General features: G+C 69.0%; 16 protein-coding genes. 7 read left to right on the top strand and 9 right to left on the bottom strand.

The window, feature by feature from the left end; translation table 11 throughout:
- Positions 1-22: 22 nt before the first annotated feature.
- Positions 23-1,102 (bottom strand): ribosome small subunit-dependent GTPase A, encoded by a 1,080-nt coding sequence (rsgA, locus tag SNAS_RS15460; RefSeq protein WP_013018377.1) that lies wholly within the window; start codon positions 1,100-1,102, stop codon positions 23-25.
- A 266-nt stretch (positions 1,103-1,368) separates the two neighbouring features.
- Between rsgA and SNAS_RS15455 the strand changes: the two genes are divergently transcribed.
- Positions 1,369-2,019 (top strand): MBL fold metallo-hydrolase, encoded by a 651-nt coding sequence (locus tag SNAS_RS15455; protein WP_013018376.1) that lies wholly within the window; start codon positions 1,369-1,371, stop codon positions 2,017-2,019.
- A gap of 43 nt (positions 2,020-2,062) precedes the next feature.
- On the opposite strand, the gene SNAS_RS15450 is transcribed toward SNAS_RS15455, so the two are convergent.
- The 3 genes from SNAS_RS15450 to SNAS_RS15440 all read right to left on the bottom strand — a co-directional run bounded on the left by SNAS_RS15450 (position 2,063) and on the right by SNAS_RS15440 (position 4,430).
- Complete coding sequence (locus tag SNAS_RS15450) at positions 2,063-2,740, bottom strand: hypothetical protein (RefSeq protein ID WP_013018375.1); 678 nt, start codon at positions 2,738-2,740, stop codon at positions 2,063-2,065.
- A 112-nt stretch (positions 2,741-2,852) separates the two neighbouring features.
- Entirely contained in the window at positions 2,853-3,350 is a 498-nt protein-coding gene (locus SNAS_RS15445) for a MarR family winged helix-turn-helix transcriptional regulator (protein WP_013018374.1), read from the bottom strand.
- Positions 3,351-3,425: 75 nt separating this feature from the next.
- Positions 3,426-4,430, bottom strand: coding sequence for a LacI family DNA-binding transcriptional regulator (locus tag SNAS_RS15440; RefSeq protein ID WP_013018373.1), 1,005 nt, complete (start codon positions 4,428-4,430; stop codon positions 3,426-3,428).
- Between the two features lie 146 nt (positions 4,431-4,576).
- Here SNAS_RS15440 and SNAS_RS15435 point away from each other — a divergent pair, with 146 nt between their 5' ends.
- Genes SNAS_RS15435 through SNAS_RS15425 form a run of 3 tightly spaced genes read left to right on the top strand, consistent with a single transcriptional unit; the run spans position 4,577 to position 7,455 of the window.
- Positions 4,577-5,584, top strand: a complete 1,008-nt coding sequence (locus tag SNAS_RS15435; RefSeq protein ID WP_013018372.1) for a substrate-binding domain-containing protein — start codon at positions 4,577-4,579, stop codon at positions 5,582-5,584.
- A 39-nt stretch (positions 5,585-5,623) separates the two neighbouring features.
- Positions 5,624-6,631: an ABC transporter permease gene (locus SNAS_RS15430; RefSeq protein WP_013018371.1), complete on the top strand. Its 1,008-nt coding sequence runs from the start codon at positions 5,624-5,626 to the stop codon at positions 6,629-6,631.
- A complete protein-coding gene (locus SNAS_RS15425; protein ID WP_013018370.1) occupies positions 6,628-7,455 on the top strand; it encodes an ATP-binding cassette domain-containing protein in 828 nt (275 codons plus the stop codon). Before SNAS_RS15430 ends, SNAS_RS15425 begins: the two co-directional genes overlap by 4 nt.
- A 54-nt stretch (positions 7,456-7,509) precedes the next feature.
- Here SNAS_RS15425 and SNAS_RS15420 read toward each other — a convergent pair whose 3' ends face one another.
- The gene (locus SNAS_RS15420) at positions 7,510-8,505 is read right to left on the bottom strand and encodes a LacI family DNA-binding transcriptional regulator (RefSeq protein ID WP_013018369.1); all 996 of its coding nucleotides are present in this window, start codon (positions 8,503-8,505) and stop codon (positions 7,510-7,512) included.
- A 135-nt stretch (positions 8,506-8,640) separates the two neighbouring features.
- On the opposite strand from SNAS_RS15420, the gene SNAS_RS15415 reads away from it, so the two are divergent.
- Entirely contained in the window at positions 8,641-10,053 is a 1,413-nt protein-coding gene (locus SNAS_RS15415) for an L-fucose/L-arabinose isomerase family protein (RefSeq protein ID WP_013018368.1), read from the top strand.
- Between the two features lie 2 nt (positions 10,054-10,055).
- Positions 10,056-11,552, top strand: coding sequence for an FGGY-family carbohydrate kinase (locus tag SNAS_RS15410; RefSeq protein WP_013018367.1), 1,497 nt, complete (start codon positions 10,056-10,058; stop codon positions 11,550-11,552).
- A gap of 42 nt (positions 11,553-11,594) precedes the next feature.
- Here SNAS_RS15410 and SNAS_RS15405 read toward each other — a convergent pair whose 3' ends face one another.
- Genes SNAS_RS15405 through SNAS_RS15390 form a run of 4 tightly spaced genes read right to left on the bottom strand, consistent with a single transcriptional unit; the run spans position 11,595 to position 15,756 of the window.
- On the bottom strand, positions 11,595-12,680 hold the full coding sequence (locus SNAS_RS15405; RefSeq protein ID WP_013018366.1) for a glycoside hydrolase family 172 protein: 1,086 nt from the start codon (positions 12,678-12,680) through the stop codon (positions 11,595-11,597).
- Between the two features lie 10 nt (positions 12,681-12,690).
- Positions 12,691-13,515 (bottom strand): carbohydrate ABC transporter permease, encoded by an 825-nt coding sequence (locus SNAS_RS15400; RefSeq protein ID WP_013018365.1) that lies wholly within the window; start codon positions 13,513-13,515, stop codon positions 12,691-12,693.
- Complete coding sequence (locus SNAS_RS15395; RefSeq protein WP_013018364.1) at positions 13,505-14,422, bottom strand: carbohydrate ABC transporter permease; 918 nt, start codon at positions 14,420-14,422, stop codon at positions 13,505-13,507. Before SNAS_RS15395 ends, SNAS_RS15400 begins: the two co-directional genes overlap by 11 nt.
- The gene (locus SNAS_RS15390; protein WP_013018363.1) at positions 14,419-15,756 is read right to left on the bottom strand and encodes an ABC transporter substrate-binding protein; all 1,338 of its coding nucleotides are present in this window, start codon (positions 15,754-15,756) and stop codon (positions 14,419-14,421) included. Before SNAS_RS15390 ends, SNAS_RS15395 begins: the two co-directional genes overlap by 4 nt.
- A 96-nt stretch (positions 15,757-15,852) precedes the next feature.
- Between SNAS_RS15390 and SNAS_RS15385 the strand changes: the two genes are divergently transcribed.
- Complete coding sequence (locus SNAS_RS15385; protein WP_013018362.1) at positions 15,853-16,260, top strand: DUF4440 domain-containing protein; 408 nt, start codon at positions 15,853-15,855, stop codon at positions 16,258-16,260.
- Positions 16,261-16,270 lie beyond the last annotated feature (10 nt).

The raw sequence follows: 16,270 nt of genomic DNA, 5'->3' as shown, positions 1-16,270 counted from the left end.
AAGTGTGGCCGCTGGGCTCGCGTCAGTCGCCTCGGGCTCGGGCCTTGTCCTGGGCGGCGCGGTGTCGGGCCTTGTCGCGTCCGACGGCACGCGCCCTGGCCGCGGCGCGACTGCGTTCGAAGGCCTGTTCGCGTTGGAGTTTGCGCCAGTTCTCCAGCCGCCGGGCGGTCAGGAGGCCGTCGTCGATGGCGGCCAGTACCGCGCAGCCGGGTTCGGTGTCGTGGCGACAGTCGTTGAACCTGCACTGCGCGGCGAGGGCGTCGAGGTCGCCGAAGGCCCGGGCCAGGCCGTCGACGGGGGTGGCGGCGTCGCCGGGCCTGCGGTCGAACAGGCCCACGACTCGCAGGCCCGGCGTGTCGATGATGGCGCCGCCGTGGGGAACCGGGACCAGGCTGCGGTGGGAGGTGGTGTGGCGGCCCCGGCCGTCGGCCCGCAGGCCCCGGGTGGCCATGACCTCAGCGCCCGCCAACGCGTTCACCAGTGTGGACTTTCCGGCGCCGGAGGCGCCCAGCAGCGCCAGGCTGCGACCGGGTTTCAGGTATTCGGCCAGCGCGTCCAGGCCCTGGCCGGTGACCGCGCTGACGGTCAGGACCGGCGCGTCGGGCATCGCCGCGCTGAGATCGTCGGCCAGCAGTTCCGGGTCGGGAACCGCGTCGGCCTTGGTGAGCACCAGCAGCGGGGTGGCGCCGGAGTCGTAGGCCAGTGCCGCCAGCCGTTCGATACGGCCGAAGTCGGGGTCGGGGTCGAGGGCCTCGACGATGGCCACGGCGTCGGCGTTGGCGGCGATCGCCTGTCCCTCGGCGGCCTTGCCGGCCGTGGAGCGCACGATCGCCGAGCGCCTCGGCAGTACCGCCTCGATGGTGCGGCGGTCGTCGTCCCAGGTCCGCACCACCACCCAGTCGCCGACGCTGGGCATCGACAACGGGTCCTTGGCGACGACGCCGAGCATCCGCCCGGCCAGGCTCGCCCGTACCGTTCCCCCGGCGGTCAGGACGGTGCACACTCCCCGGTCCACGCGGGCCACGCGTCCGGGGTGGTTCCCGCGTCTGTCGTAGCGGGAATAGGAGTCGGAGAATGTCGCGTCCCAGCCGAGGGACGCCATGGAGATGGTCAACGAAGCACCTTTTCTCGGTTGATATCCGGTGCCCGGCTACGCCTGAGCCGGCCCACCGATGGTGTCTGCGACACCGACGGACACGCGTTGCGTCCCGCCAGTGCGACATCGACCCGACCTTCGGGTCAGTTCCCGCATATCCGTCACCTCCTCACCGGTGTCAGCGGCTGTTGATCACTAGAAAGGTAAGCCCCGCGCACTCGCCTGGCAAGCCCCTTTTCGCGGCGTATCGGGTGTCTGACAGGCTTGGGTCCATGGAATACACCGGTGACGTGTACCCCGGCGGACCCGCCGCGATACGGGAACTGGAAACGCTGACCATCACCAAGTTCTCGGTCAGCATGATGGACAACAACGTGTATCTGTTGCGCTGCCGCGCAACCGGGCAACAGCTGCTCATCGACGCGGCCGACGAACCCGAGCGGATCATGGAGTTCGTGGGCGACGCCGGGCTTTCCACTGTGGTGACGACGCACCGGCACTGGGATCACATCCGGGCCACCGCCGCGATCGTCGAGCGCACCGGCGCCGCGAGTCTCGCGCATCCCGCCGACGCCGGGGACGTCCCGGCAGTAACGGGAACCGTCGACGACGGCGGCACCATCTCCTGTGGAGACGTCACGATCGAGGCGATCCACCTGGCCGGGCACACCCCGGGCGGGTTGGCGCTGCTGTACCGGGATCCGGGCGGGCACCCGCACCTGTTCACGGGCGACAGCCTGTTCCCCGGCGGGGTCGGCAAGACCCAGACGGCCGCCGACTTCGACTCGCTGTACACCGACGTGGAGACGAAGGTGTTCGGACGGCTGCCCGACGACACCTGGGTGTACCCGGGCCACGGCGACGACACCACGCTGGGCGCCGAACGGCCGAAGCTGCCCGAATGGCGCGCTCGCGGCTGGTGACCGTGCCGCTGGTGCGCGACACGGTCACCGGTTCCCGTGTGGGTCAGGCGGTGCGGGTCTTGCGTTCGCGGACGCGGGGCAGGTATGCCGCTACCAGCAGGATCGCGAGCATCACGAGCAGCAGGATCCATCGTGGATCGTCGACCATGAGGTCGGAGGCGGCCTGTCGGCGTTCGGCCGCCGACAGCGCTTCACCGGAGTGTTCGGCCTCGGCCCATCCCATCCGGGCCGGGACGAAGGCCAGGTAGGTCCACACGCGCATCGCGAAGTACAGTCCGGCGGCGGCCAGGATGAGGACGCGGCGTTTGCCCGCGCGCCAACCGAAGTACAGCAGTCCGGGGATGACCAGCAGTTCCAACGCGCTGTTGACGACGATGTAGTACGGGATCGACGGCAGGAACAGTGCCTCCAGTGCCTCGGCGGTCAGCGAGGACGCGCCGAGCGCGCCGTCGAGCATGAGGATGGCCATCAGGCCGCCGCACCCGGCGAACGCGAAGCCGACGATGCCGAGGTAGACGAATCCGTCCTCCAGCCAGGCGCTGAGCGTGGCCTTCGTGTTGAGCCAGGTGGCGATCAGGCCGAGGACGATTCCCCAGGCGGCCCCGGCGAGCAGCGCCAGCGGGGCGGGCAGGGTTTCGGACAGGTTGAACAGGCCGGTGATGACGGCGGTGAAGGGGACGGCCAGGTAGAACGGTTGCAGCCGTTGCTGTGTGGGTGTCATGCGGCCAGTCAAACATTAGCTGCTTGAAGCAGCAACTGTTTGCAGCAGCTATAGGGGAAGGTTCGGGGTCCTCCCCCACTTCACCTACGGGGACGGCGATCGGGGTCGGAGACTACGGTTCGCGACGTCGTCGGGTGCCGTGCGCCCGGCCGTCGGAACGCAGCCGCGCGGTCTCGCGCTGGGTGTCGTCGCGTCCGCGTCGCAGGAACTCCACCAGGAACCGCAGCTGCTCGTCCGAACAGTCGGCCAGCTGCCGCTGCCAGCTCTCCCCCATCGACGCGTAGTAGCGCCCGATCTCGGCCACCCGCTCGGGCACCGCCCGCAGCACCACCCGGCGCCGGTCTGCGGGATCGGGCGACCGGCGCACGTAGCCGCCGCGCTCCAGCCGGTCGACCAGCCGGGTCACGGCCCCCGAGGTCATCCCCATCAGTTCGGCCAGCCGGGCGGCCCCGATCGGCTCGAACTCCACCAGCGCGCCGATCGCGTGCACGTCGGCCAGCGGCATGTCCAGCTGGTCGGCGACCGCCATCTGGAACCGCATCGACGCCGAGATGTACCAGGGCATCTCGCGGACCAGTTCCTCCAGCAGGCCGTCTCGACTGGCCGTCATCGGTGTGCCTCCTGTGCGCGCCCGGTCCGTCTTCCCGGGCACCAACCTACCGGGACGGCCGGGCCGCGCCGCCGGTCATTCCGGCGGGCAGCCGCAGGATTCGCGGTGGGCGAAGACCGGGTCGAGCCGGATGGTGCGCACCGGGCGTTTGGGTTCGGCCAGCCGGTCCAGCAGCAGGCCGACCGCGCCCGCGCCGATCGCCTCGATCGGCTGGGCCATGGCGGTCAGCCGGGGTGCGAACAGATCGGCCCACTCGAAGTCGTCGAAGCAGGCCAGCGCCATGTCGTCGGGGACCTTGATGCCGCGGGCGCGCAGCGCCCGGATGATCTCGATGGTGAGGTGGTTGTTGCCCGAGATCAGGGCGGTGGGCGGGTCGGGCAGGGCGAGCAGTTGGGACACCGCGCGGGCCGCGAACTCCTCACCGGGCGGGCCGAAGACGGTCAGGGCGTCGTCGGGGGTGATCCCGGCTTCGGCCAGTCCGGCGCGGTAGCCCTCGGTGCGTTCGGCGAAGGTCCGCACGTCCTGGTGCCCCGCCAGCAGGCCGATGCGTGCGTGGCCGCGTTCGGCGAGGTGGACGGTCAGGTGGGCGGTGGCGCGGACGTTCTCGGTGCCGATCTGGTCGAAGCGGCTCCAGGCGCAGCGGTCGACCAGGACGGTGGGGACGCTGAGTTCGGCCAGGTAGCGCAGCGCCGGACCGGCCGAGCCGGTGGAGGGCGCGTACAGGATGCCGTCCACCCGGCGCTGGTGCAGCGCCTGGATCACCTGGAGTTCCTCGTCGGGGTCGTCGTGCGTGTCGGCCAACAGCAGCGTGAACCCGGCGGCGCGGGCCGCCGACTCCATGGCCGCGACGATGTCGGCGAAGTAGAAGTTGGACATCGCCGAGATGGCCAAGCCGATGGTGTGGGTGTTCTGGGTCGCCAGCGAACGGGCCAGCGAGTTGGGGGTGTAACCGGTTTCGCGGATCGCCGCCAGCACGCGCTTCTTGGTGTCCTCCTTGACATAGCGGGTCCCATTCACGATGTGGGACACCGTGGACACTGATACGCCGGCTTGACGTGCGACGTCGGCCATGGTGACCATGCGGCCTCCTTCTCGATCGCGAACGTTCTCGCGCGAATACTGACGCAAGCGGTTGCGCAACCGCTTGTCTGTGTATAGCATCACGTTTCGAGAGATCTCCCGAACCCCGAAACACCGGCACCCAACACTCCACTGGAGAGGTTCCCATGCCGAAAACGCGTGGCTGGAGCCGCCTGACCCGGACGATCACCGTCCTGATCGTGATCAGCCTCGCCGGGCTGGTCACGAGCGGGTGCGGCTCCGGCTCCGACGACCGCATCAAGATCGGTCTGATCACCAAGACCGAGACCAATCCGATCTTCATCGAAATGAAGGACACGGCCCTGATCGCCGCCGAAGAAGCCGGGGCGCAGCTGCTCACCGCCACCGGCGAATTCGACGGCGACAACGAGGGCCAGGTGTCCGCCATGGAGAACATGATCGCCGCCGGGGTGAAGGCCATACTGATCACCCCCAGCGACACCAAGGCGATCGTCCCGTCCGTCAAACGAGCCCAGAAGCTCGGCATCGCCGTCATCTCGCTGGACACGCCCACCGAGCCCGCCGACGCCACCGACGGGCTGTACGGCACCGACAACTTCCGGGCCGGTGAGGTGGTCGGCGAGTACGCCAAGGCCAAACTGGACGGCAAGCCCGCCAAGATCGCCACCATGGACCTCGCGCCCGGCGTCACCGTCGGGCAGCTGCGCCACGACGGTTTCCTGAAGGGCTTCGGCATCAAGGAGGGCGACGAGCAGCTGGTGTGCGAGGAGTACACCCAGGGCGACCAGACCAAGGCCACCACCGCGATGGAGAACTGCCTGCAGGCCCATCCGGACATCAACCTCGTCTACACGATCAACGAACCCGCCGGGCTGGGCGCCCACACCGCGCTCAAGGCCGCCGGACGCACCGACAAGACCACCCTGGTGGCCATCGACGGCGGCTGCCCAGGAGTCGAGGCCACCGCGCAGGGCAAGTTCGACACCACCGCCATGCAGTTCCCCGTGAAGATGGCCGAACTCGGCATGGACGCCGCCCTGGAATACGCCCGCACCGGAGACCGCCCCTCCGGATACACCGACACCGGCGTCGAACTCATCACCGACGACCCCGTCGAAGGACTCGACAGCAAGGACACCGACTGGGGCGCCAAGCAGTGCTGGGGCGGCTGAGCACTGTGTACCTCCACTGAACCCAAGGGATAAAGCCACATGACCACGACATCGACCACCGCCCCACCGGCGGCCCCCGTCCTCACCGAACAGACCTGGACGCGCCGGTTCCTCGGCGGCTCCACCACCGGTCCACTGTGCGCGCTGCTCATCGCCATCGCGTTCTTCTCCACCATGGCCGACAACTTCCTCAGCCTCAACACCGCCGCGCTGGTCCTGCAACAGGTCACCGTCATCGGGACGCTCGCGCTGGGACAGACGCTGATCATCCTGTCGGCCGGCATCGACCTGTCGGTGGGCGCCGTGATGGCCTTCGGCAGCATCGTCATGACCAAACTGGCCGTCGACTCCGGGCTGCCGCCGGTCCTGGCGATCCTGGCCGGGATCGCGGTGTGCGGGCTGTTCGGGCTGGCCAACGGCATGCTCGTCACCAAGATCAAACTGCCGCCGTTCATCGTCACGCTCGGCATGCTCAACGTCGCCTACGCGCTGACCCACATCTACTCCAACGAGGCCACCATCACCGGCGTCCCGGCCACGCTGACCGCACTGGGCGAGACCTTCCCCGTCGGCGACGCCCGGGTCAGCTACGGCTCGCTGCTGATGCTGGTCCTGTTCGCCGCCTTCGCCGTCGTGCTCGCCAACACCGCCTGGGGACGCCGCCTGTACGCCACCGGCAACAACTTCGAGGGCACCCGGTTGACCGGCGTGCCGGTGCGCCGCCACCTGCAGTCGGTGTACCTGGTGGCCGGGCTGGTGTTCGGCGTGGCCGCGCTGCTGATGGTCGCCCGCACCGGCGTCGGCGACCCCAAGGTCGGCCAGACCGAGAACCTGGAGTCCATCACCGCGGTGGTGCTGGGCGGCACCAGCCTGTTCGGCGGCCGCGGTGCCGTCCTGGGCACGCTGCTGGGCGTCCTGATCGTCGGCGTGGTGCGCAGTGGCCTGCAGATGATGGGCGTGCTGCCGATCTACCAGATCCTCGTCACCGGCATCCTCGTGATCCTCGCGGTGACCTTCGACCAGCTCTACCGCAGGAGGAACCGATGACCGACACCGCCCGCATGACCGCCCGGGGCCTTAAGAAACGCTACGGGCACGTCACCGCCCTCGACGGCACCGACTTCGACCTGCGCGCCGGTGAGGTGCTGGCCGTCATCGGCGACAACGGCGCCGGGAAGTCCACACTCATCAAAGCGCTGTCGGGAGCCATCGCCCCCGACGCCGGGACGATCACCCTGGACGGCGAGCCGGTCAGGTTCCGCACCCCCGCCGACGCCCGCGCCAACGGCATCGAGACCGTCTACCAGGATCTGGCCCTGGCACCGGCGCTGGACATCGCCACCAACATGTTCATGGGCCGCGAACTGCGGCGCAAGGGCCCGCTGGGCAGCGTGTTCCGGTTGCTCGACAAGAAGCGGATGCGGCAGCAGGCCGCCCAGCACATGAGCGAACTCCAGATCGGACTGCAGAGCCTCACGCACCCGGTGGAGGACCTGTCCGGCGGCCAGCGGCAGGGTGTCGCGGTGGCGCGGGCGGCGGCCTGGGCCGAGCACGTGGTCATCATGGACGAACCCACCGCGGCCCTGGGCGTGAAGGAGTCGGCGCAGGTGCTGGACCTGATCGGCAGGGTCCGGGACCGGGGTCTGGCGGTCGTGCTGATCAGCCACAACATGCCGCACGTGTTCGAGATCGCCGACCGCATCCACATCCAGCGGCTCGGCAAGCGCGTCGCCCTCGTCGGACGCGAGGACCACTCGATGTCCGAAGTGGTCGCGATCATGACCGGCGCGCTGCGGGTCAGCGACGACGACGGGGAGGCCACCGAGGTCGTCGACCAGGCCGCGGCAGCCGCGGCGGGCCTGGACACCTGAGCCGGGTCAGTCGCGGCGGAACAGTCCCACGCCACTCGCCGCGCAGCCAGGATGTCAGTCGCGGCGGGAGGTGTCCCGCGCAACCAGCCGGGCTCCCAGGATCGTGGTGCTGGACGGTCGCGACCGGTCGGCGATGCGGGACAGCAACAGTGTCGCGGCGCTGGTGCCCAGCTCGTAGGCCGGTTGCGTGACCACCGACAGCGGCGGATCCACAAGGGTCGCCCACGGCGCGTCGTCGAAGGCGACGACGCCGACGTCGCGGCCGGGCCGCAGGTCGCGTTCCCGCAACGCCTCCAGCACGCCGATGGCCATGGTGCTGTTGGCGACCAGCAACGCGTCCGGCGGGCGCAGTTCGTCGAGCAGTTGCAGCGCCGCCTCGTGCGCCCCGTCGGCGCGGTAGGGCGAGTGCCGCACCAGCGCCTCGTCGGCCTGCCTGCCGGTCTCGCGCAGCCCGTCGCGGTATCCGGCCAGCCGGTCGTCGGCGGTGGCCAGTCCGGTCGGGCCGGTCAGGCAGGCGATCCGGTCGTAGCCGCGCTCGGCCAGGTGGACGGTGGCCTGCCGGGCGGCGTCGCGAGTGTCGACCAGGACGCAGTCGCCGTTGCCCGACGGCAGCGGCCGGTCCACCGCGACGAACGGGGTGTCCGCGGCGCCGACTACGCCGGAGCGGCTGGTCTCGGCGGTCGGCGAGATGATGACTCCGGCCATGCGTTCGGTCGCCGCGACGTCCAGGTAGCGGCGTTCCTTCTCGACGTCCTCATCGGAGTTGCACAGCACCACCGAGTAGCCCTCGGCGCGGGCGATGTCCTCGACGCCGCGGGCGATCGCGGTGAAGAACGGGTTCTCCACGTCGGAGATGATGAGCGCCAGCACGGCGGTGCGCTGTCGGCGCAGGCTGCGGGCCGGTCCGTGGGGCTGGTAATCGAGTTCTTCGGCCGCGCGCCACACCCGCAGCGCCAGCTCGGGGTCGACGGTCGGCACGCCGTTGAGGGCGCGCGACACCGTCGCCGTTGACAATCCGGCCAATGCCGCCACTTCGGCGATCGTCGCCACCGTTCACAAACCTCCGTCTGCGAATCGCCCGCCCTATTGACAGTGCGTCGGGCAAGAGCATAACGTGCGGAGTAATCGATTTCTGGACGCTCGGCCGGATCGCCTCGGGCACCGGCCCCCGGCACAGGAGGACACGTGGCGCGCATTGGCGTGATCAGCATTTCGGACGGCCGTGAGTACGTGCAAAAGGACATCGGCGACTTCATCGCCGGTTACGAGGATCGCCTGGTCGCGAGCCTGGAAGCCGCCGGGCACGAGGTGATCCGGGGCGAGGAGCAGGTCACGTCCAACACCGTGGCCACCGCGGTGGCGCGCCGGGTGGCGGCCCGGGGCGTCGACCTGACCGTGCTGCACTACGCGGTGTGGGCGTTCCCGCATTTCACGATGCTGGCCGCCGACGCCTCCCCCGGTCCGCTGCTGCTGTTGTCCACCATCGACCCGGCGCAGCCGGGCATGGTGGGCATGCTGGCCGCCGGTGGCGCGCTGGACCAGATCGGCCGCGAGCACACCCGGCTGTGGGGCGACGCGGACGACACCGAACTCATCGACGCGATCGGGGTGCGGGCCAGCGCCGCGGCGGCGGTGTCGAGCCTGCGCGGTTCCACCTTCGGCCGGATCGGCGGTCGTCCGATGGGCATGTACACCGCCGTGGCCAACACCGACCAGTGGCAGCGCGAGTTCGGCATCGACGTGGAGGAGATCGACCAGTACGAGATCGTGCGCCGCGCGGAGCTGGCCGACGCGTCCGAGAAGAAGCACGCCCGGGAATGGCTGGAGACCAACGCCAACGTCCACTATGACGGCAAGAAGCTCACGCCCGAGCTGCTGGAGCGGCAGATCGGCTCCTATATGGCGATGCGGGAGCTGATCGAGGAGTGGAACCTCGACTTCACCGGTATCAAGGGGCAGCCGGAACTGACCCAGTACTTCGCCACCATGGACATCGCCGAGGCGTTCCTCAACGACCCCTACGACTGGAACGGCCCCAAGGCGCCGCACGTGTGCGCCACCGAGGCCGACATGGACGGCGCGCTGACGATGCAGCTGCTGAAGGGGATCACCGGCACGCCGGTGCTGTTCGCCGACGTGCGGCACTACCACGCCGACCGGGACGTGTGGGACCTGTGCAACTCCGGGCAGCACGCGACCTGGTACGCCGCCCGCAGCGACGATCCGGCCGTCAACCTGGCCCGGGTGCACCTGTACCCCGAGGTGTTCTTCTTCCCCGCCGGCGGCGCCTCGGTGCACCACATCGCCGCCCCCGGCGAGATGACGCTGGCGCGGTTGACCAGACTGGACGGAAAGTACCGGATGCAGCTGATGCACGGTGAGTTCCAGGAATTCGACGACGAGGTCAACACCGAGATGATGCGACGCTCCACACCGGAGTGGCCGCACGCGTGGGCACGCATCCACGCGCCCGCCGCGACCTTCCTGTCCCGGTTCGGCGCCAACCACATCCACGCCGTGCCCGGTGACCGGCGCGCCGAGCTGCGGACGGTGTGCGAGCTGATGGGCATCAGTCTCGACGAGTTCACGAGGGACTGACCGTGACCGGCGACAACGCGATACTGCTGGGCGTCGACATCGGCACGTCCAGTTCCAAGGCGGTCGCGGTGGACCGGCGCGGGTCGATCCTGGCCCGCGCCGAACGCGCCCACGAGACCGCCACCCCGCACCCGGGTTGGTTCGAGCACGACGCCGAGACGGTGTGGTGGGACGACTTCCGGTACCTGGTCGGCCGGTTGCTGGAACACGTCGACGGCCGCGACATCGCGGGGCTGGCCACCAGCGGTATCGGTCCGGTGCTGCTGCCCGCCGACGGCGACGGCCGTCCGTTGCGTCCGGCGATCCTGTACGGGGTCGACACCCGTGCCAGCGCCGAGATCGACGAGCTCGACGCCGAGTTCGGGGCCGAGGCCATCATGGAGCGGGGCGGTACTCCCCTGTCCAGTCAGGCCGTCGGCCCCAAGATCCGCTGGCTGGCCAAGCACGAGCCGGATGTGTGGCGGCGCACCGAGAAGCTGTTGATGGCCAGTTCCTATCTGGTGCACCGGCTCACCGGCGAGTACGTGCTGGACCATCATTCGGCCAGCCAGTGCGACCCGCTCTACGATCAGCGGTCCTTCGGCTGGGCGCGTGACTGGGCCGAGAAGGTGGCGCCGGGGCTGGCGCTGCCACGGCTGGCCTGGCCCGGCGAGGTGGTGGGTGCGGTGTCGGCCACGGCCGCCGCCGCGACCGGGCTGCCCCGGGATCTGCCGGTCATGGCGGGCACGGTGGACGCGTGGGCCGAGTCGGTCAGCGTCGGGGTGCGCGAGCCCGGCGAGACCATGGTCATGTACGGCACCACCATGTTCATCGTCAACGTGGCCGCCGATCCGCGACCGCATCGGGGACTGTGGACCACCAGCGGCGCGATGCCGGGCACGTTCTCACTGGCGGCGGGCATGGCCACCTCCGGGTCGGTCACCGACTGGCTGCGGCGGCTGGTCGGCGGCGACTTCGCCGAGCTGACCGCGGCGGCGGCCACGGTCCCGGCCGGGAGCCGGGGACTGCTGCTGTTGCCGTACTTCGCGGGCGAACGTACCCCGATCTTCGATCCGGAGGCCCGGGGCGTGATCGCGGGGCTGACGCTGGCGCATGGACCGGCGGAGCTGTACCGGGCGGCGCTGGAGGGGATCGCCCACGGGGTGCGGCACAACCTGGAGACCATGGCCTCGGCGCACGGTTCGATCGAGCGGCTGGTGGCCGTCGGCGGCGGCACCAAGGGTGGACTGTGGACGCAGATCGTGTCCGATGTGACCAATCAGGCACAGGACATCCCGTCGCACACCATCGGCGCCTGCCTGGGCGACGCGATGCTGGCCGCGCACGGGCTCGGCCTCGACGTCGACCTGGCGGCGTGGAACCCCGTGACCGCGACCGTACGGCCGGATCCGGCGCGGGCGGAGGCGTACGACGCGTTCTACCGGCACTATCGCGAGCTCTACCCGGCCACGAGCGACGTCGCGCATTTCCTGGCGCACCAGCAGAAGCTGGCGGACTGAAGGCGGGCTCGGCGGCCCGCCCTCAGCCGCTTCGGGTGTCCGTCACTCCGAGCGCGGCAGCCGTTGCGCGACGGGTGCCAGGTCGAACGGCCGGTGCGGCAGCGTCTGGTACCAGTACGCCACCGAGGAGATGTCGTCACAGCGTTTGTTGGCGTGGCCGTGCTCGATGGTGACCTTGATGGACTCGTTGAACAGCACCGGATCCTCGATGTGGAACCGGTACATCGAGATCTGGCCCTTCCAGTTGTCGCGGCCCGGCAGCGTGATGCCGTGGTACGGGGCGTGGTAGGTCTGGGTCGGGCACCAGGAGGTGTTGAAGTAGTCCTCGGTTCCGGTGCCGTGCAGCCTCGGCGGCCAGGGTTCGCCGTCGATGAAGATCATGTCGTCGCCCTCGCCGTACCAGTCCCAGTCGGTGCTGTCGGACAGGTTGTGCACGTTGAACACACAGCCGACGTAGTGGCCGCGGCCGGTCGCGTCCAGGATCACGTAGTTGCCCTCGCCGGTCAGGTTGGGGCCCTCGAACAGGTGCTGCGGCACGGTGGACTCGCCGCGCGGCTGTCCGTCGGTGGGGTTCTCGCGGTGCCACTGGGCGTGGAAGTAGCCCAGGTCGTCCTCAGCGCGGGCGTACGACTCGTAGTCGACGTAGTAGTAGAAGAAGACCTTCTGTTGCTCCAGTTCGCTGATGAGCTCGACTTTGGCACCCTGCGCGTAGGGCATGGCGAACCAGCTGTTGAAGCCCTTGCCGTCCTGTGGACTCATCTGCAGTGGCGCCGAGGAGAAGTTCGCGGTGCGGCCGTGTCCGACGCCGAAGAAGTCCCCCAGCGGCACCAGGACGCTGGGGTGGTCGGCGTCGTCCCAGGTGATCTTGAGGACCAGGCGCCGCAGGAAGTCGGTCTCGACCGCCCAGGGTCCGTCCGGAGTCTCCAGCATCGTGGTGCACCAGATGTGGGTGATCGCCCCGGGGCCGCGCAGGTCGGCCAGCGTCACCGTCTCGCCCGGCTCCACGGTGACCCGGTCGTCGTTGCCGCCGGTGGTGTCCCAGCTCGACGCCCGGCCCCGTCGTGAGTTGCGCAGCCTGGGCAGGTCCCGCAGGCTCGAGCCGAACTGTCCGTATGCCGATTCCCGCACGAGGTTCCTCCTATTTCAATCCGGTTGTCTTCAGTGAGTCGACGATCCTGCGTTGTCCGATGAGGAACACGATCACCGTCGGGATCGCGGCCAGGACCGACCCGGCCAGCACGTACTGGTAGTCCTGTCCATATTGTCCTTGCAGCGAGTTGATCCCGACCTGCACGACGCGCAGGTTCTCGTCCTGGGCCACGGTCAGCGGCCACACGAAGGAGTTCCAGTTCGCCAGGAAGAACAGCACCGCCAGCGACGCCATGATGGGGCGGCTCAACGGCAGCACGATGTGCCAGTACAGCCGCAGGTGGCCGCAGCCGTCCAGGCGACCGGCGTCCTCCAGGTCGGTGGGAAGGCTGAGGTAGAACTGCCGCAACAGGAACACGCCGAAGGCGTTGAAGATGCTGGGCACGATCAGGCCCGCGTAGGTGTTCACCATGCCCAGTACCTCGGTCACCATGAACAGCGGCACCAGGATCACCGGCAGCGAGATCAACAGCGTCGCGATCACCAGACCGAAGGCCAGGCCCCGGCCGGGGAACCGCAACCGGGCCAGCGCGTATCCGGCCATGGTGTGCAGGAACAGCGCGATCACGGTGACCACGATGGACACCAGGGCGCTGTTGCCGAGGTAGACCGGGAACGGGACCTCGGTCAGCACGTAGGTGAAGTTCTCGGTGGTCAGGTTTGTCGGCCAGGTCAGCGCGAACACGTCGCCCTTGGGGCGGAAGGCGGCCAGCACCATCCACAGGATGGGCAGCGCGGTCACGAGCGCCAGCAGGTAGCCCACGATGGACAGCCAGGTGATCGGGGCCCGGGGTTGGGCACGGTCACGCGTCATTGAATCGACCTCCGCGGGTGGCGGCGAACATCGCGCCGGTGAGCAGGATCAGCACGGCCACGACGAATCCGCAGATCGCCGCCGCGTAGCCGAACCTGCCGTACGTGAACGCCTGCTGGTAGGCGTAGAAGATGACCGTGGACGTGGAGTTGGCCGGGCCGCCCTTGGTGAGCACGTAGATGATGTCGAAGGCCAGCGTCCCGGCGATCGCGTTGACCATCGAGGTGACGAGCACGAAGAAGCTGGTGGGGCGCAGACACGGCCAGGTGACGTTCCAGAACCGCTGCCACGCGTTGGCGCCGTCCACTGTGGCGGCATCGTAGAGTTCGTTCGGGATGTCCTGCAGTCCGGCCAGGAAGATCAGCATCTGGTAGCCCATCAGGAACCACACGCTGATGAAGGCCACCGTCGGCAGCGCCAGCCACGGGTCACCCAGCCACGAGGTGTCGCCGAGGCCCAGCGGGCTGAGGATCCCCGACACCACCCCGGTCTTGTCGGTGAGCAGGAACTTCCACATGACGCCGATGACGACCAGGCTGATCACCTGCGGCAGGAACAGCGCCGCGCGCACCAGACCGACGCCGGGATAGGGGTTCTTGACCACCAGGGCCAGGCACAGGCTCACCACGAAGGCGGTGGGCACGAAAATCGCCGTGAAGATCGCGGTGATGCCGACGCACTTCCACAGCAGCTTGTCCCCCGCCATCAGCGCGAAGTTGTCGAATCCGGCGAACTCGATCTTGCCGAATCCGTCCACGTCGAACAGTCCGATGACGAGGGCCAGCAGAGCGGGCCCGGCGACGAAGACGATCAGTCCCAGGCCGTCCAGGGCGATGAAGCCGTATCCGGCGCGGGCCTCGCCGGGGCGGCGCCGGGGCACGATGCGGGTGAGATTGCTGGTGGTCACAGGATCGACGCTCCTTCGTATGTGGACACGAACGTCTGGATCTGCTCGTCCGTGTCCGCCGCGACGGTGGCCGGGTCGGCGCCGTCCAGCTGGCAGGCCTGGATGGCGTCCGAGATGCTCCGGTAGATCTCCACCGGGTAGCGGGGTTCGCCGACCGCGATCGGGGCGATCTCCTCCACGAACTTCCGGTAGTTGTCGGTGTCGATGTCGCCGGACTTCTCGGCGAGGTCGCGGACGCTGCGGCGCACCGGCAGGTTCTTCTTGATGACGGTGTTGAGCTGGCGTCCCCGTTCGACGCAGTCGTCCTCGTCGCTGCCCAGCGCCCAGGCGATGAACTCGGCGGCGGCCTCGGGGTTGCGGCCGCGCACGTTGGCGACCAGGGCCCAGCCGCCCGCGGTGGTGATGTCCTTGCCGCCCGGCGGTTTCGGCAGCGGCGCCACCCCGAACTTGAAGTCCGGCAACTGGATGCCGAGCTCGCCGACTCCCCACACGCCGGTCTGCTGCATGGCGCAGTAGCCGTTGCCGAGGTTGCTGATGGTGTCCATGCCGCCCGAGCCCTGCGGCAGGGTGGGAGCGACCCGGCGGTTGATGCTGTCCTGCCACAGCGCGAGCGCGTCCACGGTGGCCTTGGAGTCGAAGCGGCCGCTCTTCTGGTCCTTGGACACCGGCGATCCGCCGCCCTGCCACAGGAACGGGTACCAGGTGAAGTTCTGGTAGTAGCCGGGGTTGGTCTCGAACAGCAGCCCGAAGCGGCGGTCGGTGGTGAGTTTGTCGGCCACGTCCAGCATCTGGTCCCAGTTGGCGGGAACGTCGGCTTCGGACAGTCCGGCCTTCTCGAAGGCGTCGTGGCTGTAGAACAGCGCCAACGGTTCGCTTTCGATGGGCAGACCGTACACCTTGCCGTCGAAGCTGCGGCTGTCCAAAGTGCCGGGAAGGTAGTCGTCGCGCACCGACTGGGGCAGGTACGGCGTGAGGTCCATCAGGACGCCCGCGTTGTGGTAGCGCAGGAAGTCGCCGGGGCTGAGCAGGAAGATGTCCGGGCCGGAGTCGGCGCTGAACGAGGTCTGCAGGGTCGGGCCGCTGGCGTAGTCGCCGAACGGGACGAACCGTTCGGTGATGCGGACCTTGTTGTGCTTGTTCCAGTCGTCGACCATCGTGGTCTGCCACTTGCCCTGCGGGCTGCTGGGCCCGACGAAATGCCAGAACACCAGCTCATCGGGGTTCGAGCCCGCGCAGGCCGTCAGCGAGCCCGCGCCCAGGGCACCCAGGCCCAGCGCCGAGGCCCGCAGCAGTCCGCGACGGGAGAGCCGGGACTCCCCAAACCCAGGAGACATAAGCACCTCGCGGTTGAGTAATCGATTTCTCGGGACAGTACCGACGAAGATCCATCCGTGTCAATGGGTCCGGCGAGATCACGTATCGTCACGAGAATGGACGCACTCGACGCCCGCGTGGCCCACGCGGTGGAGGAAATGCACGCGGATCTGGCGCTGTGGCTGGGAACCGAAGCGCCCCCATCGGTCTACCAGCGGATCATGCACGCGCAACACCCCGACTTCTCCATGGTGGGACGCGACGGCGACATCGTTTCCCGCGAGGAACTGGGCACCGAACTGACGGGCGCGGCCAACGCGCTGCCCGGGATGACCATCGACATCGAAGACCTGACAATCCTCGCCAGCGGCGGCGACGTGGTCGTCGTCCGCTTCACCGAGATCCACCGCCACAGCGGCACCGAGAACCGGCGCCGCACCACCGCCACCCTCACCGCCGACGTGTCGGTCGAAGAAGGACTGCGGTGGCTAGCGGTGCACGAGACCGCGATCGCGACCGGCTAGCGGCCGTCGC

The sequence above is a fragment of the Stackebrandtia nassauensis DSM 44728 genome (assembly GCF_000024545.1).
GTDB lineage: Bacteria > Actinomycetota > Actinomycetes > Mycobacteriales > Micromonosporaceae > Stackebrandtia > Stackebrandtia nassauensis.
This window is presented reverse-complemented; position numbering and strand designations above follow the sequence as displayed.